Raw genomic sequence first — 16,348 nt, 5'->3', positions numbered from 1 at the left:
CGCGGCCCGACGCCCCGGCGTCGGGCCGCGCAGGCCTTCCGCCCGTGCCGACCGGCACCCGACCTCCGACGTCCGACACCCCGGACCGTCGCCGGTGACCTCCGCACGTTCGACCCTGGAGTCACCTCATGAACACCCCCAGCTCCCCCCGCAGCACCGACCCGCGGCCCGTGCGCGAGGTCGACCTCGCCGTGCAGGGCATGACGTGCGCCTCGTGCGTCGCCCGCGTCGAGAAGCGCCTCGCCCGCCTGCCCGGCGTCGAGGCGACCGTCAACCTCCCCCTGGAGTCGGCGCACGTCGTGCTGTCCGAGGACCACGACGACGACGCGCTCCTCGCCGCGGTCTCGGCCGCCGGGTACAGCGCGACCGTCACCCGCAGCCGCTCCGCCGCACCGCAGGCACCCGCCCCCGACGCCGTCGGGCACGACGAGGGGCCGCACGGCCCGGCCCCCGACGACGAGCACGCCCCGGCCCCCGGCGGCCCCGCCGACGGGCACGACGGCCACGACATGGCGGCCGACGAGCACGCCGGTCACGGCGGGGGCCACGTCCACACGGAGTACCGCGGCGCGGACCTGCGCCGGCGCCTCCGGGCCTCCGCGGTCCTCACCGTGCCCGTGGTGGCGCTGTCGATGGTCCCGGCCTGGCAGTTCACCGGCTGGCAGTGGGTCGTCGCGGCCCTCGCGCTGCCGGTCGTGACGTGGGGTGCGTGGCCGTTCCACACCGCGGCGGCGAAGGCCGCCCGGCACGGCGCCTCGACGATGGACACGCTCGTGTCGATCGGTGTCGTCGCCGCCACCCTGTGGTCCCTGTGGGCCCTGCTGCTCGGCGGCGCCGGCGAGGTCGGCATGACGATGGACGTCTCGCTGCTGCCCTCGCGGGAGCACGACGGGCCGCCCGAGCTGTACTTCGAGGTCGCGGCCGTCGTGACGACGTTCCTCCTCGCGGGCCGGTACGCCGAGCACCGCTCCAAGCGGCGGGCCGGAGACGCCCTGCGCTCCCTGCTGGAGCTCGGCGCCAAGGACGCCGACCGGGTGACGGTCGGGCCGGACGGCAGCCCCGTCACCCACCACGGGCAGCACGTCACCGAGCGGGTCGCGATCTCCGCGCTGCGCGTCGGCGACCTGTTCACGGTGCGGCCGGGCGAGAAGGTCGCCACGGACGGCGAGGTCGTCGAGGGCACCTCCGCCCTGGACACGTCGCTGCTCACCGGTGAGCCGGTGCCCGTGGACGTCTCGGCCGGCGACGCCGTGACCGGCGCGACGGTGAACACGTCGGGGCACCTGCTGGTGCGGGCCACGCGCGTCGGCGAGGAGACGACGCTGGCGCAGATCGGGCGACTCGTGTCGCAGGCGCAGACGGGCAAGGCCCCGGTGGCGCGGCTCGCGGACCGCATCTCGGCCGTGTTCGTGCCGGTGGTGCTCGTCCTGGCCGTGGCGACCTTCGCCGGCTGGCTCGTCGCGGGCGCCGGCCTGCAGTTCGCGTTCACCGCCGCCGTGGCGGTCCTCATCATCGCCTGCCCGTGCGCGCTCGGCCTGGCCACCCCGACGGCGCTGCTCGTCGGCACCGGCCGCGCCGCGCAGCTCGGGATCGTCGTCAAGGGGCCGGAGATCCTGGAGTCCACGCGCCGCGTCGACACGGTCGTGCTCGACAAGACGGGCACCGTCACCCAGGGCGCGATGGCGCTGGAGACGGTCGAGCCCGCCCCCGGCGTCGACGCCGACGAGGCGCTGCGGTACGCCGCGGCCGTCGAGGCACGCAGCGAGCACCCGGTCGCGCGGGCCGTGGTCGACGCGGCCACCGGTCCCGGCACGTCGGGCGCCACCGGCGCCGACGGCGTGACGATCGGTGCGCTCCAGGTCTTCGACTTCCGCTCCACCGCGGGCGGCGGCGTCGAGGCGGTGGTGCGCACCGCGCACGCCGGGCTGGGCGACGGCCTCGGCACGGGCGCCGGTCTCGGCACCCGGCGCGTGACGGTCGGGCGGCTGACCTGGATCGACGAGGTCGGCGTGCGCGTCCCGGACGAGGTGCGCGACGCCGTCGGGCATGCCGAGACCGACGGCGCGACCGCCGTCGTCGTCGCCTGGGACGGCAGCGCCCGGGCCGCGCTCGTGCTGCGCGACCCGGTGAAGCCGACGTCCGCCCAGGCCGTGCGCGAGCTGCGCGAGCTCGGCCTCGAGCCGGTGCTCCTCACCGGCGACTCCGAGGGCGCCGCCCGTGCGGCGGCCGCCGAGGTCGGCATCGAGCAGGTGGTCGCCCGGGTGCTCCCGCAGGACAAGGCCGCCACGATCGAGCGGCTCCAGGCCGAGGGGCGCGTCGTGGCGATGGTCGGCGACGGCGTCAACGACGCGGCAGCCCTCGCGACGGCGGACCTCGGGCTCGCGATGGGCACCGGCACCGACGTGGCCATCGAGGCGAGCGACCTCACCCTCGTGCGGGGCGACCTGCGGGCCGCCGCCACGGCGGTGCGGATCTCGCGGCGCACGTTGCGGATCATCAAGCAGAACCTGTTCTGGGCGTTCGCCTACAACGTCGCCGCGATCCCGCTCGCGGCGGCCGGCCTGCTCAACCCGATGATCGCGGGCGCCGCCATGGCCGCGTCGTCCGTCATCGTCGTCGCGAACTCCCTGCGGCTGCGCCGCGCGGGCTGACCCTGGCGCCCGCTGCCGCCGACCTTGCGACTCCGACGGTCGAGCATGCGATGGCGGCCCGTCCGGTGGACCGGACGGGCCGCCATCGCATGGTCGGCACCGGGAGGTGCGTGCACGGGGCTCAGCTGAAGCGGCGGCCCTCGTCGCGGCGGTAGGCCCAGGCCGCCAGGACGGCGAACACCACCGTCCAGCCGAGCAGCACGAACCAGGCGCCGTCGTAGGCGCTCACGCCCGTCACGGTCTCGACCACCAGGTCCCGCCCCGCGCGGGAGGGGGTGAACCGGGACACCGCGTCGAGCCAGGCCGGGAACATGACCGGCGGCAGGAACAGTCCACCGGCGAACGCCAGGGGGAAGACGAGCACCTGCACGACGGCGATCGCGGCCTTGGCGGGCAGCGAGTACCCGACGGCCAGCCCCAGCAGCACGAACGGGACGCCGACGAGCAGCACCATGCCGAGCCCGCCCAGCAGCTGGCCCACCGTGACGGACACCGCCGTGAAGACCCAGCCCACGACGACCAGCGGCACGAGGGCCAGCAGCGACATGACGGTCCCGGTGCCGACCCGTCCGGCCATCCGCGGCCACGGCCCCGCGGGCAGGGTGCGCACGAACGGGTCGAACGGGAGCTGGCGGTCCTCCGAGACCCCCAGCCCGTGGGAGAAGAGGCTCGCCGACATCACCGCGAACACGGCCAGCGAGGCGACCGCGGTCGTGGAGAGGAACGGGTCCTGGGCGACGGCGGACTGGGGCACGACGAAGAACGCGAGGGCGAGCGCCGGGAACACCATGTTCCCGACGACGGCGATCGGGATCCGCACGGTCTCCAGGAGCTGGAACTTCAGGTGCAGCCACACCAGCCGCAGCGGGGCGACCGGCCGGGCGGACACGGGGGCGGGGTGCGCTTCGAGCGTCATGACACGGCTCCTTCGGGGATCGGCGCGGCGACCATCTCGGCGAAGGCCTCCTCCAGACCCGCTCCGCGGATCCGCAGGTCGTGGAAGTCGACGCCGGAGGTGACGAGCGTGCGGACGAGGGCGTCGGCGTCGGGCGTGTACAGCTCCTGGACTCCGTCGTCGCGACGCGTCCCGCGCACGACGCCGTCCCAGCCGGTGAGGTCGACGGCGGAGCGCACCTCGACCTGCCGCAGGCCGACCCGGCGCAGGATCGCGTCGAGCGAGTCGTCGGCGCGCACCACGCCGTGGTCGATGACGACGACACGCTGCGCCAGCGCCTGCACCTCCTCCAGGTAGTGGCTGGTGAGCAGCACCGTGCCGCCCGCCGCGTGGTAGCCGCGCACGGCCTCCCACAGCGTCTGCCGGGCGGTGACGTCGAGGCCGGTGGTCGGCTCGTCGAGGAGCAGGACGCGGGGGCGGCCGACGAGCGCGAGCGCCACGGCGAGCCGTCGCTTCTGCCCGCCGGACAGGGCCCCGGTCTGCTTGCGCACCTGCTCGGTGAGCCCGAACTGCTCGAGCAGCTCGCCCGTCGGCACGGGGTCGGGGAAGTGCCCACCCACGAAGTCGACGACCTCACCGACCCGCAGGGTCGCGGGCAGCCCGGTCTCCTGCGGCGTGACGCCGAGGCCGAGCCGGGAGACAGGGTCCCGCGGGTCGCCGCCGAGCAGCCGGACCGTGCCGGTGTCCGGGCGGCGCTGGCCGCTGAGCAGCGACAGCAGGGTGGACTTCCCGGCGCCGTTCGGGCCGAGCAGGCCCACGAGCTCGCCGGGTCCGACGTCGAGCGAGACGTCGTCGAGCGCGAAAACGTCCCCGAACCTCCGGGTGACGCCGTCGACACGGATCACAGTCATGCTCCCGCTCCTCTCAGCAGGTCGTCCAGAGCCGCCGTGTAGTCCTCGAACGCGCGGCGTCCGACGACGGTCAGCGACAGGTAGGTGACGGGCTTGCGGCCCGAGTGGGTCTTGACGACGTCCACATATCCGGCGTCCTCGAGCTTGCGCACGTGGGTGGACAGGTTGCCCGCCGTCATCCCCAGGAGCTGCTGCACCTTGGGGAAGGAGATCTCCTCGCCGCGCCGCAGGGCGGCGAGGGTGGCGACCAGGCGCAGCCGCGCCGGGGCGTGGATGACGGGGTCGAGGTCATCCACGACGACCGCCCGTGGACCGGCGGCGGGCGCGCAGCAGCGCCTCCACGAGCGCCATGAGGAGGAACCCGCCGCCGCCCGCGGTGGCGAGGACGAGGTAGGTGCCGGGCATGCCGGCGACCGTGCCCGCGCCGCCCACGAGCAGGATCCACACGCCCAGCAGGTAGAGCCGCAGGTCACCGAAGCAGGCGCCCCCGGCGAGGTACATCATGCCGACGACGACGCAGGCCAGGGCGTTGGCCAGCAGGGCGATGACCTCGTCGGACGCGCCGGCGTCGGCGATGCCCCCGACGATCAGCGGGTACGACACGAACCCGAGGGTCCATCCCCAGCCGTACATGGCGCCCACCCGCGCGCTCGGGCCGCGCGTCCCGGACGCGCGGGCGACGCTGTGGACGATGGTCACCGCGACGGCCGCGGCGATGCCGACGAAGAAGATCGCGAACGCGGTGCCGCTCGGCGAGCTGCCGGTGGCGCGCGAGCTCGTCCACAGCACGGTGTACCCGACCCCCCAGGCGATGCCCCACACGAGGTAGAGCAGGCGGCCGTCGGGCAGGGTGCCGCGGCGGGCGCGGCGCTGGGACTCGGCGATGAGCCGCATCGACTCGGCGGCGTCGAGGCCGGCGTCGTCGGCGTGCGGGTCGGTCGGGGTGCTCATGTGCTCCTCCGTGCTGAGGTTTGTACCGCAAACTACTTTGCAGCATGGCATCCTCGCTCTCGCCGCACAACCCCTTTCACCCGATCGGTTCGACCGGTGGCCCACTAATGTGATATCACTTTGCTATCGAACCGAGGCACCGGGAGAGCAGCATGACCGAGACGACCACCACCCAGGACTCCGTCGGCGGCCCGCCCGCCGGCCGCCCCGTCGGCCACGCCGGCACCCGCGTCGAGATCGCCGAGCAGCGCGCCTGGTCGCTCGGCGCCGGTGGCGCGGTCCTCGGCATCGTCGTCGCGCTGGGCCTCGCCGGCGCCGCCGTCGCCCTCATCGCCGCTGACACCCCCGGTGCCTACGTCGCCGGGGCCGTGCTGCTGCTCCTCGCCGTGCTGCCGCTCACCGGGATCTCCGTCGTCAGCCCGGGCCAGACGCTCGTCGTCCAGCTCTTCGGCCGCTACGTCGGCACCGTGCGCCGCACCGGCCTCGTCCTCACCGTGCCGCTCACCACCCGCCACAAGACGTCCGTGCGGGTCCGCAACTTCGAGACCAGCGAGCTCAAGGTCAACGACGCCGACGGCAACCCGATCAACATCGCCGCCATCGTCGTCTGGCAGGTCGCCGACACCGCCAAGGCCAGCTTCGCCGTCGAGGACTACGACGACTTCGTGGTCGTCCAGGCCGAGTCCGCGCTGCGGCACGTCGCCATGTCCCACCCGTACGACGGCGGCGACGACGTCGAGTCGCTGCGCGGCGCCACCGAGCTCGTCTCCGAGGAGATCGCCGCCGAGGTCGCCGAGCGGGTCGCCGTCGCCGGCGTCGAGGTGGTCGAGACCCGCATCTCGCACCTCGCCTACGCCCCCGAGATCGCCCAGGCCATGCTCCAGCGCCAGCAGGCCGGCGCGATCATCGCCGCCCGCTCCCTCATCGTCGAGGGCGCCGTCACCATGGTGGAGTCCGCCCTGTCGCGGCTGGAGGCCGACGACGTCGTCACCCTCGACGAGGAACGACGCGCCGCCATGGTGTCCAACCTGCTCGTCGTCCTGTGCGGCGAGAGCCGCGCCACCCCCGTCGTCAACGCGGGCTCGCTCTACCAGTGACCGACCGATGACCGACGTGAAGCACCCGCAGCCCGGCGACGAGGACCCCTCGTCGCCGGGCTCCGGCGTGCCCGCGGACGAGGCTCCACCGGACGCCGACGTGGCACCGGCCAGGAAGCGTCCCGCCCGCAAGCAGGTGCTGCTCCGGCTCGACCCCGCGATCCACGACGCGCTCGCCCGCTGGGCGGCCGACGACCTGCGCAGCGTCAACGCACAGATCGACATGCTGCTGCGCGAGGCCTTGCGCGACGCGGGCCGCCTCCCCCGCGACGTCCGCCCGCCACGCCGTCCGGGGCGTCCGCCGTCGGGCACCTGACGCCACCCGTCGCCCTACGCTGGGCCCGTGGCCGAGTCGACCGAGGCACCGCGTGCCGTCCCCGCCCCTGCGCCCGACTGGACGCCGCCCCCGGCGGCCGCGCCGGCGACGACGCGCCGCGAGCGCCGTCGCACGGGCGCGGAGATCTGGATCGTCCTGGGCCTGAGCCTCGGGCAGAGCGCGGTGTACGCGCTGGTCGCGCTCGGGGTGCGGCTGTACGACGCGATCGCGGCGTCGACGGGCCTGGACTCCCAGACGGCGACGCTCAACGCGTCCCGCTCGGAGCGTCCGTACCTGGACCTCGTCTACCAGGTGCTCGCGATCGGCTTCGCGCTCGTGCCCGTGGTGCTGGCGCTGTACCTGCTGAGCGCCCGCGGGCCGGGCACGCTGCGCCGCATCGGGTTCGACGCCGCCCGGCCGGGCCGGGACACCGCGTGGGGGTTCGCGCTGGCCGCAGCCATCGGCGTCCCCGGCCTGGCGTTCTACGCGCTCGGCCGCGCGCTCGGCATCACGGTGACGGTCGAGGCGAGCGCGCTCGACCCGTACTGGTGGACCGTCCCGGTGCTGATCCTGTCAGCGCTGAAGAACGGCCTCCTGGAGGAGGTGATCGCCGTCGCCTACCTCCAGGAACGCACGGCCGACCTCGGCTGGGGCCGCTGGAAGTTCATCCTGGCGAGCTCCCTGCTGCGCGGCTCGTACCACCTGTACCAGGGGTTCGGCCCGTTCCTCGGCAACGTCGTCATGGGCGTCGTCTTCTCCTGGTTCTACACGTCCCGCTGGGGCCGGCACCGGGTCATGCCGCTCGTCGTGGCGCACACGGTCCTCGACGTCGTCGCGTTCGTCGGGTACGCCTCCGTCCCCGACGCCTGGCTCCGCGCCCTCGGGGTCCTGTGACCCGCTGACCGGGAGCCACCCGGCGACGAGGGGTGGGGTGCGGGGTGGCCGGGCACGGTCGTCAGACCGGAAGCGGAGGTCGCGCAGCGACCGTGAGCGCGACCGTGCCCGGCCACCCCGCACCCCACACCCGCACCCGGCTCACACCAGCGCGGCCCGACGCTTCGCCTGCTCGACCGGGTCCGGCACGGGCAGCGACGCGAGCAGCCGACGGGTGTAGTCCTCGCGCGGCGACCCGAGCACCTCCTCGCCGGTGCCCTCCTCGACGAGGCGTCCGCGGTAGAGCACGGCGATGCGGTCGGCGACGAGGTCGACGACGGCGAGGTCGTGGGACACGAACAGGCAGGCGAAGCCGAGGTCGGCCTGGAGCTGGGCGAACAGCTCCAGCACGCGCGCCTGGACGGACACGTCGAGCGCGGAGGTGGGTTCGTCGGCGACGAGCAGCTCCGGGTCGAGGGCGAGCGCCCGGGCGAGGGAGGCGCGCTGACGCTGCCCGCCGGACAGCTCGTGGGGGTAGCGGTCGCCGTAGGAGCGCGGGAGCTGGACGGCTTCCAGGAGCTCGTCGACGCGCCCGCGCGCCGCCTGAGGGTCGCGGGCCCGCCCGTGCACCACGAGGGGTTCGGCGACGCACTCGGCGACGGTGAGCAGCGGGTTGAACGACGTCGCCGGGTCCTGGAACACGAACCCGAGCCGGGGCCGGATGCCGGCGAGGTCGCGCTCGCGGGCGCCGCGCATCGACGTGCCGAGCACGTCGAGGGTGCCGTCGGTGACGGGGACGAGCCCGGCGACGGCGCGCGCGATGGTGGTCTTGCCGGAACCGGACTCCCCGACGAGGCCGAGCACCTCGCCGGGGCGGATGGCGAGGGTGACGTCGTCGACGGCGGTGAATCCGGGCTTCCGGAACCGGCCGGGGTAGGTGATGGTGAGGTGCTCGGCGCGCACGACGGGCGCGGCGGACGTCCACCCCTCGGGGCGGGCGGCGGCCCGTTCCCGCGCGCGGGCGGTGCCCTCGCCGAGCCGCGGCACGGCGCCCAGCAGCGCCTTGGTGTACTCGGCCTGCGGGTTGGCGAACAGCTCGCCGACGGGTGCGGACTCGACGACCTCGCCCTGGTACATGACGGCGACGCGGTCCGCGAGGTCGGCGACGACGCCCATGTTGTGGGTGATGAGGACGACGGCGGTACCGGTGTCGTCGCGCAGCCGCCGCAGCAGGTCGAGGATCTCGGCCTGCACGGTGACGTCGAGCGCGGTGGTGGGCTCGTCGGCGACGATCAGCCCGGGGCCGAGCACGAGCGCCATCGCGATGACGATGCGTTGCTTCTGCCCGCCGGAGAACTGGTGCGGGTAGTGGTCGACGCGCTGCGCGGGGTCGGGGATGCCGACAGTGCCGAGCACCTCGACGGCCCGCCGCCGCGCCTCCTTGGCCGACACCTTGCCGTGGGCGCGCAGGCCCTCGGCGATCTGCCAGCCGACGGTCTGGACGGGGTTGAGGGCGGTCGACGGCTCCTGGAACACCATGGCGACGTCCCGGCCGCGGACCTCCCGCAGGCGCCGGCCGCTGACGTGGACGACGTCGGTGCTGCCGCCGTCGCTGCCGGCCAGGACGACGGCACCCTCCGCCGTGGCGGTCTCGGGCAGCAGCCCGAGGATCGTCTTGGCGGTGACGGTCTTGCCGGAGCCGGACTCCCCGACGATCGCGAGGACCTCCCCGGGGGCGACGTCGAGGCTGACGCCGTCGACGGCGCGCACGGGACCGGCGTCGGTGGCGAACGAGACCGCGAGGTCCTCGATCCGCACCACGGGTCGGGTGGTCATGCGTCCTCCTTGCGGGCGTCGGACTGCGCGGACACCACGGAGGTGGCGGCCACGGCGCCGGTGACGGTGCCGGACCGTGCGCGGGTGCGCAGGCGCGGGTCGGCCAGGTCGTTGAGCGACTCCCCGACGAGGGTCATGCCGATCGCGGCGAGCACGATGGCGAGGCCGGGGAACAGGGCGGTCCACCAGATGCCGCTGGTGACGTCCGCGACGGCGCGCTGGAGGTCGTAGCCCCACTCGGCGGCCGCCGTCGGCTCGATGCCGAACCCGAGGAACCCGAGCCCGGCGAGCGTGAGGATCGCCTCCGAGGCGTTGAGCGTCACGATGAGCGGCAGCGTGCGCACGGAGTTGCGCAGCACGTGGCGGGTCATGATGCGGCGGTGGGGGGTGCCGAGGACGCGCGCGGCGTCGACGAACGCCTCCGCCTTGACGCGCACCACCTCGGCGCGTACCACCCGGAAGTACTGCGGCACGAACACCACGGTGATGGACAGCGCGGCGGCGAGGATGCCGCCCCACATGCTGGACTGCCCGCCGGAGATGACGATGGCGAGCAGGATGGCGAGCAGCAGCGACGGGAACGCGTAGATCGCGTCGGCGACGAGCACGAGCACGCGGTCGAGCCAGCCGCCGAAGTAGCCGGACACGAGCCCGAGCAGCACGCCCACCACGAGGGACGCGGCGACCGCGACGACGACGACGAGCAGCGCGGTCCGGGCACCCCAGATCACGCGGGACAGGACGTCGTAGCCGCCGACGGTGGTGCCGAACCAGTGCTCGGCCGACGGCGGCTGCTGGGCGCCGAACGCGGCCTCGGAGTCGCGCAGCTGGGACCAGCCGTAGGGCGCGAGGAGGTCCGCGCCGGCGGCGACCAGCACGAACACGGCGCACAGCACGAGGCCGGCGACCAGCATGCCGCGCTGGAGGCCGACGCTCTGGCGGACCTGGCGGACGACGGGCAGCCGCCGGAACCGGGCGCCGCGGCCGCGCAGGTGCTCGGGCCGGGCGCCGGCGGTGCCGACGGGGACGATCTCGGGGGCGCTCATCAGTACCTCACCCTCGGGTCGACGAGCGCGGCGAACACGTCGACGAGGAAGTTCGTCACCGCGACCACGACGGCCATCACCACGACGATGCCCTGCACGGCGACGAAGTCGCGCGCCTGCAGGTACTCGGACAGCTGGAAACCGAGGCCGCGCCACTCGAACGTGGTCTCGGTGAGGACCGCACCGACGAGCAGCATGGCGATCTGCATGCCGGCGACGGTGACGATCGGGATGAGGGCGGGCCGCCAGGCGTGCGCGGTGACGAGGCGTCGTTCGCGCACCCCGCGGGAGCGGGCGGCGTCGACGTACTCGGTGCCGAGCGTGCCGATCATGTTGGTGCGCACGAGCCGCAGGAACACCCCTGCCGTGAGCAGGCCCAGCGCCATCGCCGGCAGGAACGCGTGCGACAGCACGTCCAGCACGACGGCGGGGTCGCCGGTGGCGAACGCGTCGACGAGCATGAACCCGGAGTCGGCGCCGGCCTTGCGCATCTCGATCTCCCCGGCGGTGGACACGCGGCCCGCGACGGGGAACCAGCCGAGCCACACGGAGAACACGAGCTTGAGCAGCAGGCCCGCGAAGAACACGGGTGTCGCGTACGCGAGGATCGCGGTGAGCCGCAGCACGGCGTCGGGCCAGCGGTCGCGTCGGTACGCGGCGATCATGCCGAACGGGACGCCCAGCACGACGGCGACGAGGACGGCGTACAGGCTGAGCTCGAGCGTCGCCGCGCCGTAGGTGGTCAGCACCTCGGTGACGGGGCGGTTGTCGCTGATGGTGGTGCCGAAGTCGCCGGTGAGGATGCCGCCGAGGTACTCGAGGTACTGCTCCAGGATCGGTCGGTCGTACCCGGCCGCATGGATGCGCTCGGCGAGCTGGTCGGGCGTGAGACGACCGCCGAGGGCGGCCGTGATGGGGTCACCGGTGGCGCGCATGAGCACGAACACGGTGGTGACCAGGATGAGCACGGTGGGGACGATCAGCAGGAAGCGCACCAGGACGTACCGTCCCAGTGCGCTCCCTGCTGCCGGTGCGGCAGACACTGCGAGAGGCTCCGATCAGCCCTTGGTCAGCGCCGCGTAGCGGAACTTGAACGACGCGTCGAGCGTGTCCTCGGCGCCCTCGACGGTGGACCCGACCACGGCGACCTGGGCGCCCTGGAGGTACGGCACGGTCGACAGGTCGGCCGCGACGGTGTCCTGGATCTCCTCGATGACGGCGGTGCGCTCGGCCGGGTCGGCCGTGACGCCCTGGGTGGTGATGAGCTCGTCCACAGCCGGGTTCGAGTAGTGGTTGCCGAGGAAGTTCTCCGTGAGGAAGAACGGCGTCAGGTAGTTGTCGGCGTCCGAGTAGTCCGGGAACCAGCCGAGCTGGTAGGCCGGGTAGACGTCGGCGGTGCGGTCCTCGCTGTACTGCACCCACTCGGTGGTCTGCAGGTCCACGGTGAACAGGCCCGACGACTCGAGCTGGTCCTTGATGAGCGCGTACTCGTCGCCCGAGGAGGGGCCGTAGTGGTCGTTCGAGTACTGCAGGCCGAGCTGCACCGGCGTCTCGACGCCCGCGTCCGCGAGCGCCTGCTCGGCGGCCGCGGCGTCGGGGCCGCCCGCGCCGTCGCCGTACATCTCCTTGAGGGACTCGGTGGCGCCGGTCAGGCCCGCCGGGACGTAGGAGTACAGCGGCGTGTACGTGCCCTTGTAGACCTGCTCGGAGATCGCCTCGCGGTCGATGAGGTGCGCGACCGCCTGGCGGACGGCGAGCGCCTTGGCCTCGTCGGCGTCGGGCTGCGCGGCGCCGTACGGCTGGGTGTCGAAGTTGAAGACGACGTAGCGGATCTCGCCGCCGGGGCCCTCGACGACCTTGACGTTCTCGTCGCCCTGGAGGTCCTCGACGTCGGTCGCGGACAGCGAGCGGAACGCGACGTCGACGGAGCCCTGCTGCACCTCGAGCTTGAGGTTGGAGGCGTCGGCGAAGTAGGAGACGTTGACCTCGGGGGTCTTCGCGGCACCGAGCAGGCCCTGGTAGCCCTCGTACGCCTCGTAGGTGACCAGCTCGTTGAGCGTGTAGCTCGTGATCGTGTACTGGCCGGCGAACGCCTGGCCGTCGACGATCTCGGTGTCCGGGGTCAGCGCGTCGGCGGCGAAGACGTCCTCGTCGACGATCGGCCCGACGGGCGACGACAGGATCTGCGGGAACACCTGGTCGTCCGGCTGCTTGAGGTGGAACACGACGGTGGTGTCGTCCACGACCTCGGTGGAGTCCAGGTTGTACAGCAGCGACGACGGGCCGTTCGGGTCCGCGATGGCGAGCTGCCGGTCGAAGGAGAACTTGACGTCGGACGCCGTGAGGTCGTTGCCGTTGGCCCACTTCAGGCCCGGCTTGAGCGTGACCGTGTACTCGGTCGGCGCGGTGAACTCGGCGGACTCGGCGATGTCCGGCTCGACGTCGGGGCTGCCGTACGGCGTGTTCATGAGGAACGGGTAGACCTGGTTCATCACGGCGAACGAGCCGTTGTCGTAGGAGCCCGCGGGGTCGATCGTGGTGATCTTGTCGGTCGTGCCGATGGTCAGCGACGTGGCCGCACCACCCTCGCCCGACGCCTCGCCGGACTCGCCGGTGTCGTCGCCGCCCGCGCCGCAGGCCGTGAGCACCAGCACCAGCGCCGCCGCCCCCGCCGCCGTCGCGACGGATCGTCGCGCGCCTCGGATCGTCCTCATGGGTGTCCCCCTCCTCGATGCGGCCCCGGGATCACCGTGGGCCAGGTCACAGTCGCGATCGTTATACTAGGCAACTGTGTCCGGCAGGTCACATTCGTGCGTCTTGTCCCGGTGATCCCCGCCATGGCGTGGCGTTTTTCCCGGGCTCGACCGGGCACCGCGACCTAGACTCGCGTGCATGTCCCGACCGACCGGAGAGGCCGCCGCCGGCGACGGCGCGACGGGCACCGTGCACGAGGTCGGATCCTTCGCCGGCGACGGGCCCCGCCCCCCGACCGGCGCGCTGCGCGCCCTGTTCCTCGGCAGCACCGCCAGCGACGACGACGCCGGGCTCGTCCGCGTCGTCGACACCCCCGAGCAGCGGCTGCGCAAGCCGTCCGCGCTGCTCGGCATCGTCGTCAGCGTCCTGGGCATCGCCCTGGTGCTCGCCCTGTCCGTCGTCGCGCACGGCACCACCGAGGGCGTCACCGCCGACGTCCGCGAGTTCAACACCCTCGTCGGGCAGCTCCTGTTCATCCCGGTGGCGCTGCTCGAAGGCCTCGTCACCCTGTTCGTGCCCGTCGTCGTGCTCGTCGAGCTCGGGGTCCGGCGGCTCGGACGCCAGGTCGTCGAGTCCATCCTGGCCGCCACGCTCGGCCTCGTCCTCGCCGTCGTCGCCGTGCTGCTGCTCGACTGGCTCGGCAGCGAGGACCTCGTGCGGACCCTGTCCGTGCTGCGCGACGGCGTGTGGACCATCACCGTGCCCGGGTACGTCGCCGCGATCGCCGGGCTGCTCATCACCGCCGGGCCCCGCACCCGGCGCCGCAGCGTCCGCTGGTCGTGGAACGTCCTCTACCTCGCGCTCGTCATCGCCCTCATCACCGGGCAGGCCTCCCTGCCGGGCGTGCTCGTCGCGCTGCTGCTCGGCCGCCTCGCCGGGCAGACCGTCCAGTACGTGTCCGGGGTCCGCTCCGAGCGCGCCTACGGCGGCGAGCTCGTCACCGCCGTCCGCCGCGCCGGGTTCCGGCCCACCGCGCTCGTGCGGGTGCGCGGCGTGTCCGCCGCCGCCGACGTCGGCGCGGACGACCCCGCACCCGACCCGGGCGCGCCGGACGACGCGACGACCGCCACCGCGGACGACGGCACGACGGCGGACGCCTCCCACGGCAGCAACGGGCACGCCCTCGACGACGAGATCGTCACCCACGTCGACGCCGCCGGCGAGGTCACCGGACGCACCACCCTGCGCGCCCTGCTGCGCCAGCGCGCCCGCCTCGGCGGCCGCGACCGCGACCTGCCGGCGCCCGAGACCCTCGCCGACCCCGCGACCGTCGCCCTCACCCGCGCCGGCGACACCCGCGTCTACGCCATGTTCACCGGCGACGGCACCCGCCGCGACGTCGTCGTCCTCGACGGTGACCGGCACGTCGTCGGCATGGTCACCCGCCTGTGGCGCTCCCTGCGGCTGCGCGGCCTCGAGGGCCGCACCCAGGTGTCGCTCAAGGCCGTCGCGGAGCGCAACGCGCTGCTCACCTACGCCGCCAGCGCCGCCGGGGTGCGCACCCCCCGGCTCCTCGGTGTCGGCGAGGCCGCCGACTCCATCGTGCTGGTCACCGAGCACGTGTCGGCCGCCGTCTCCTGGCGCGACCTGCCCGACGACGCGCTCACCGGCGACCGCGGCGACCGGATCCTCGCCGCCGCCTGGGAGCAGCTGCGTCGCGCCCACGCCGCCGGGCTCACCCACCACGCCCTCACCCCCGACGTCCTCCTCGTCGAGAACGCCGACGGCCCCGCCCCGTCCGTCCTGCTCACCGGCTGGGACCAGGGCGAGATCGCCTCCGCCGCGCTCGGCCGCCGCCTCGACCTCACCCAGATGCTCGCCCTGCTCGCCCTGCGCGTCGGCGCCGAACGGTCCGTCGCGTCCGCCGTGCGCGCCCTGCCCGACGAGGACGTCGTCGGCGTCGGACCCCTCCTGCAGTCCATCGCCCTGCCGACCACCACCCGCGTCGCCGTCCGCGAGCACAAGGGACTCATCGACGCGCTGCGCGAGGCCCTCGTCGCCCGCATGCCCGAGGTCGACGTCCAGCCGCAGCGCATCACCCGGTTCGGCGCCCGCACCGTCGTCATGCTCGCCCTGTCGATCGTCGTCGTCACGGCGCTCGTCACGACGATGAACCTCGACGAGATCACCGCGGCGCTCCAGGCCGCGAACCCGTGGTGGGTCGTGGCGTCGTTCCTCCTCGGCGCGGTCACCTGGTTCGGCGCCGCCCTGACGTTCGTCGCGTTCTCCCCCGAACGCCTCCCCCTGGTCCGCGCCACCCTCACCCAGATGGCCGGCTCCTTCGTGTCCCTGGCCGCCCCCGCCGGCATCGGGCCCGCCGCCCTCAACCTGCGGATGCTCACCCGGCGCGGCGTCGCCACCCCCATGGCCGTCGCCACCGTCGCCCTCGTCCAGGTGTCCCAGTTCGCCGTCACCGTCCTGCTGCTCGTCGTCCTGTCGATCTTCACCGGCTCCGGCGGCCTCATCGAGCTGCCGTCCATCACCGTGCTGCTCACCATCGCGGGCGTCGCCGTCGCCGTCGTCGCGACCCTCCTCGTCCCCGCCATCCGGCGCTGGGTGTGGGAGAAGGCCCGCCCCACCCTGGAGCAGGTGTGGCCGCGCCTCTCCCAGATGCTCGGACAGCCCGCCCGCCTCGCCCTCGGCCTGGGCGGCAACGTCGTCATGTCGCTCGGCTACGTGCTGGCGTTCGACGCCGCGCTCGCCGCGTTCGGGCAGTCGCTCAACCTCATCGACGTCGCCGTCGTCTATCTCGTCGGCAACGCGCTCGGCGCGCTCGTCCCCACCCCCGGCGGCCTCGGCGGCGTCGAGGCCGCCCTCACCGCCGGCCTCACCGCCGCGGGCATGCCGGCCTCCATCGCCCTGTCGACGACCATCCTGTTCCGCCTCGTCACCTACTGGGGGCGCGTCCCCTTCGGCTGGGCGGCGATGCGCTACCTGGAGCGCAAGGGCGACCTGTAGGCCGCCAGGACGACGCGAGGGCCCGCCGTCCACCGGGGTGGACGACGGGCCCTCGTGGGT

At 73.9% G+C, this 16,348-nt stretch carries 13 protein-coding genes; 5 read left to right on the top strand and 8 right to left on the bottom strand.

Annotated elements, in window-relative coordinates; all coding sequences use genetic code 11:
- Positions 1-128: 128 nt before the first annotated feature.
- A complete protein-coding gene (locus I598_RS13590; protein ID WP_068203415.1) occupies positions 129-2,651 on the top strand; it encodes a heavy metal translocating P-type ATPase in 2,523 nt (840 codons plus the stop codon).
- Positions 2,652-2,772: 121 nt separating this feature from the next.
- Here I598_RS13590 and I598_RS13585 read toward each other — a convergent pair whose 3' ends face one another.
- From I598_RS13585 to I598_RS13570, 4 genes are read right to left on the bottom strand one after another with little or no spacing between them, the layout of a single operon-like run.
- On the bottom strand, positions 2,773-3,567 hold the full coding sequence (locus I598_RS13585; RefSeq protein WP_068203414.1) for an ABC transporter permease: 795 nt from the start codon (positions 3,565-3,567) through the stop codon (positions 2,773-2,775).
- A complete protein-coding gene (locus I598_RS13580; protein ID WP_068203413.1) occupies positions 3,564-4,457 on the bottom strand; it encodes an ABC transporter ATP-binding protein in 894 nt (297 codons plus the stop codon). The genes I598_RS13585 and I598_RS13580 overlap by 4 nt, the downstream gene beginning before the upstream one ends.
- Positions 4,454-4,753 (bottom strand): transcriptional regulator, encoded by a 300-nt coding sequence (locus tag I598_RS13575; protein WP_068203412.1) that lies wholly within the window; start codon positions 4,751-4,753, stop codon positions 4,454-4,456. Before I598_RS13575 ends, I598_RS13580 begins: the two co-directional genes overlap by 4 nt.
- Complete coding sequence (locus I598_RS13570; protein WP_083973306.1) at positions 4,746-5,408, bottom strand: hypothetical protein; 663 nt, start codon at positions 5,406-5,408, stop codon at positions 4,746-4,748. Before I598_RS13570 ends, I598_RS13575 begins: the two co-directional genes overlap by 8 nt.
- Before the next feature lie 152 nt (positions 5,409-5,560).
- Here I598_RS13570 and I598_RS13565 point away from each other — a divergent pair, with 152 nt between their 5' ends.
- Genes I598_RS13565 through I598_RS13555 form a run of 3 tightly spaced genes read left to right on the top strand, consistent with a single transcriptional unit; the run spans position 5,561 to position 7,715 of the window.
- Positions 5,561-6,505: an SPFH domain-containing protein gene (locus tag I598_RS13565; RefSeq protein WP_068203410.1), complete on the top strand. Its 945-nt coding sequence runs from the start codon at positions 5,561-5,563 to the stop codon at positions 6,503-6,505.
- 7 nt (positions 6,506-6,512) lie between these two features.
- On the top strand, positions 6,513-6,821 hold the full coding sequence (locus I598_RS13560) for a type II toxin-antitoxin system antitoxin (RefSeq protein ID WP_232314165.1): 309 nt from the start codon (positions 6,513-6,515) through the stop codon (positions 6,819-6,821).
- A gap of 27 nt (positions 6,822-6,848) precedes the next feature.
- On the top strand, positions 6,849-7,715 hold the full coding sequence (locus I598_RS13555) for a CPBP family intramembrane glutamic endopeptidase (RefSeq protein WP_083973304.1): 867 nt from the start codon (positions 6,849-6,851) through the stop codon (positions 7,713-7,715).
- 141 nt (positions 7,716-7,856) lie between these two features.
- On the opposite strand, the gene I598_RS13550 is transcribed toward I598_RS13555, so the two are convergent.
- Genes I598_RS13550 through I598_RS13535 form a run of 4 tightly spaced genes read right to left on the bottom strand, consistent with a single transcriptional unit; the run spans position 7,857 to position 13,290 of the window.
- The gene (locus tag I598_RS13550) at positions 7,857-9,530 is read right to left on the bottom strand and encodes a dipeptide ABC transporter ATP-binding protein (RefSeq protein ID WP_068203409.1); all 1,674 of its coding nucleotides are present in this window, start codon (positions 9,528-9,530) and stop codon (positions 7,857-7,859) included.
- On the bottom strand, positions 9,527-10,576 hold the full coding sequence (locus I598_RS13545) for an ABC transporter permease (RefSeq protein WP_083973302.1): 1,050 nt from the start codon (positions 10,574-10,576) through the stop codon (positions 9,527-9,529). The genes I598_RS13550 and I598_RS13545 overlap by 4 nt, the downstream gene beginning before the upstream one ends.
- Positions 10,576-11,619 (bottom strand): ABC transporter permease, encoded by a 1,044-nt coding sequence (locus I598_RS13540; RefSeq protein ID WP_068203408.1) that lies wholly within the window; start codon positions 11,617-11,619, stop codon positions 10,576-10,578. Before I598_RS13540 ends, I598_RS13545 begins: the two co-directional genes overlap by 1 nt.
- Positions 11,620-11,634: 15 nt before the next feature.
- Positions 11,635-13,290 carry an ABC transporter substrate-binding protein gene (locus tag I598_RS13535; RefSeq protein ID WP_068203407.1) on the bottom strand — a complete coding sequence of 552 codons (1,656 nt, stop codon included), beginning with the start codon at positions 13,288-13,290 and terminating at the stop codon, positions 11,635-11,637.
- Between the two features lie 178 nt (positions 13,291-13,468).
- Between I598_RS13535 and I598_RS13530 the strand changes: the two genes are divergently transcribed.
- Positions 13,469-16,288 (top strand): lysylphosphatidylglycerol synthase transmembrane domain-containing protein, encoded by a 2,820-nt coding sequence (locus I598_RS13530; RefSeq protein ID WP_083973300.1) that lies wholly within the window; start codon positions 13,469-13,471, stop codon positions 16,286-16,288.
- The last annotated feature ends 60 nt before the right edge of the window (positions 16,289-16,348 follow it).

This window comes from Isoptericola dokdonensis DS-3 (assembly GCF_001636295.1).
Lineage (GTDB): Bacteria > Actinomycetota > Actinomycetes > Actinomycetales > Cellulomonadaceae > Isoptericola > Isoptericola dokdonensis.
Note: the sequence above shows the minus strand (reverse complement) of the source record. Positions and strands in the feature narration are given on the sequence as shown.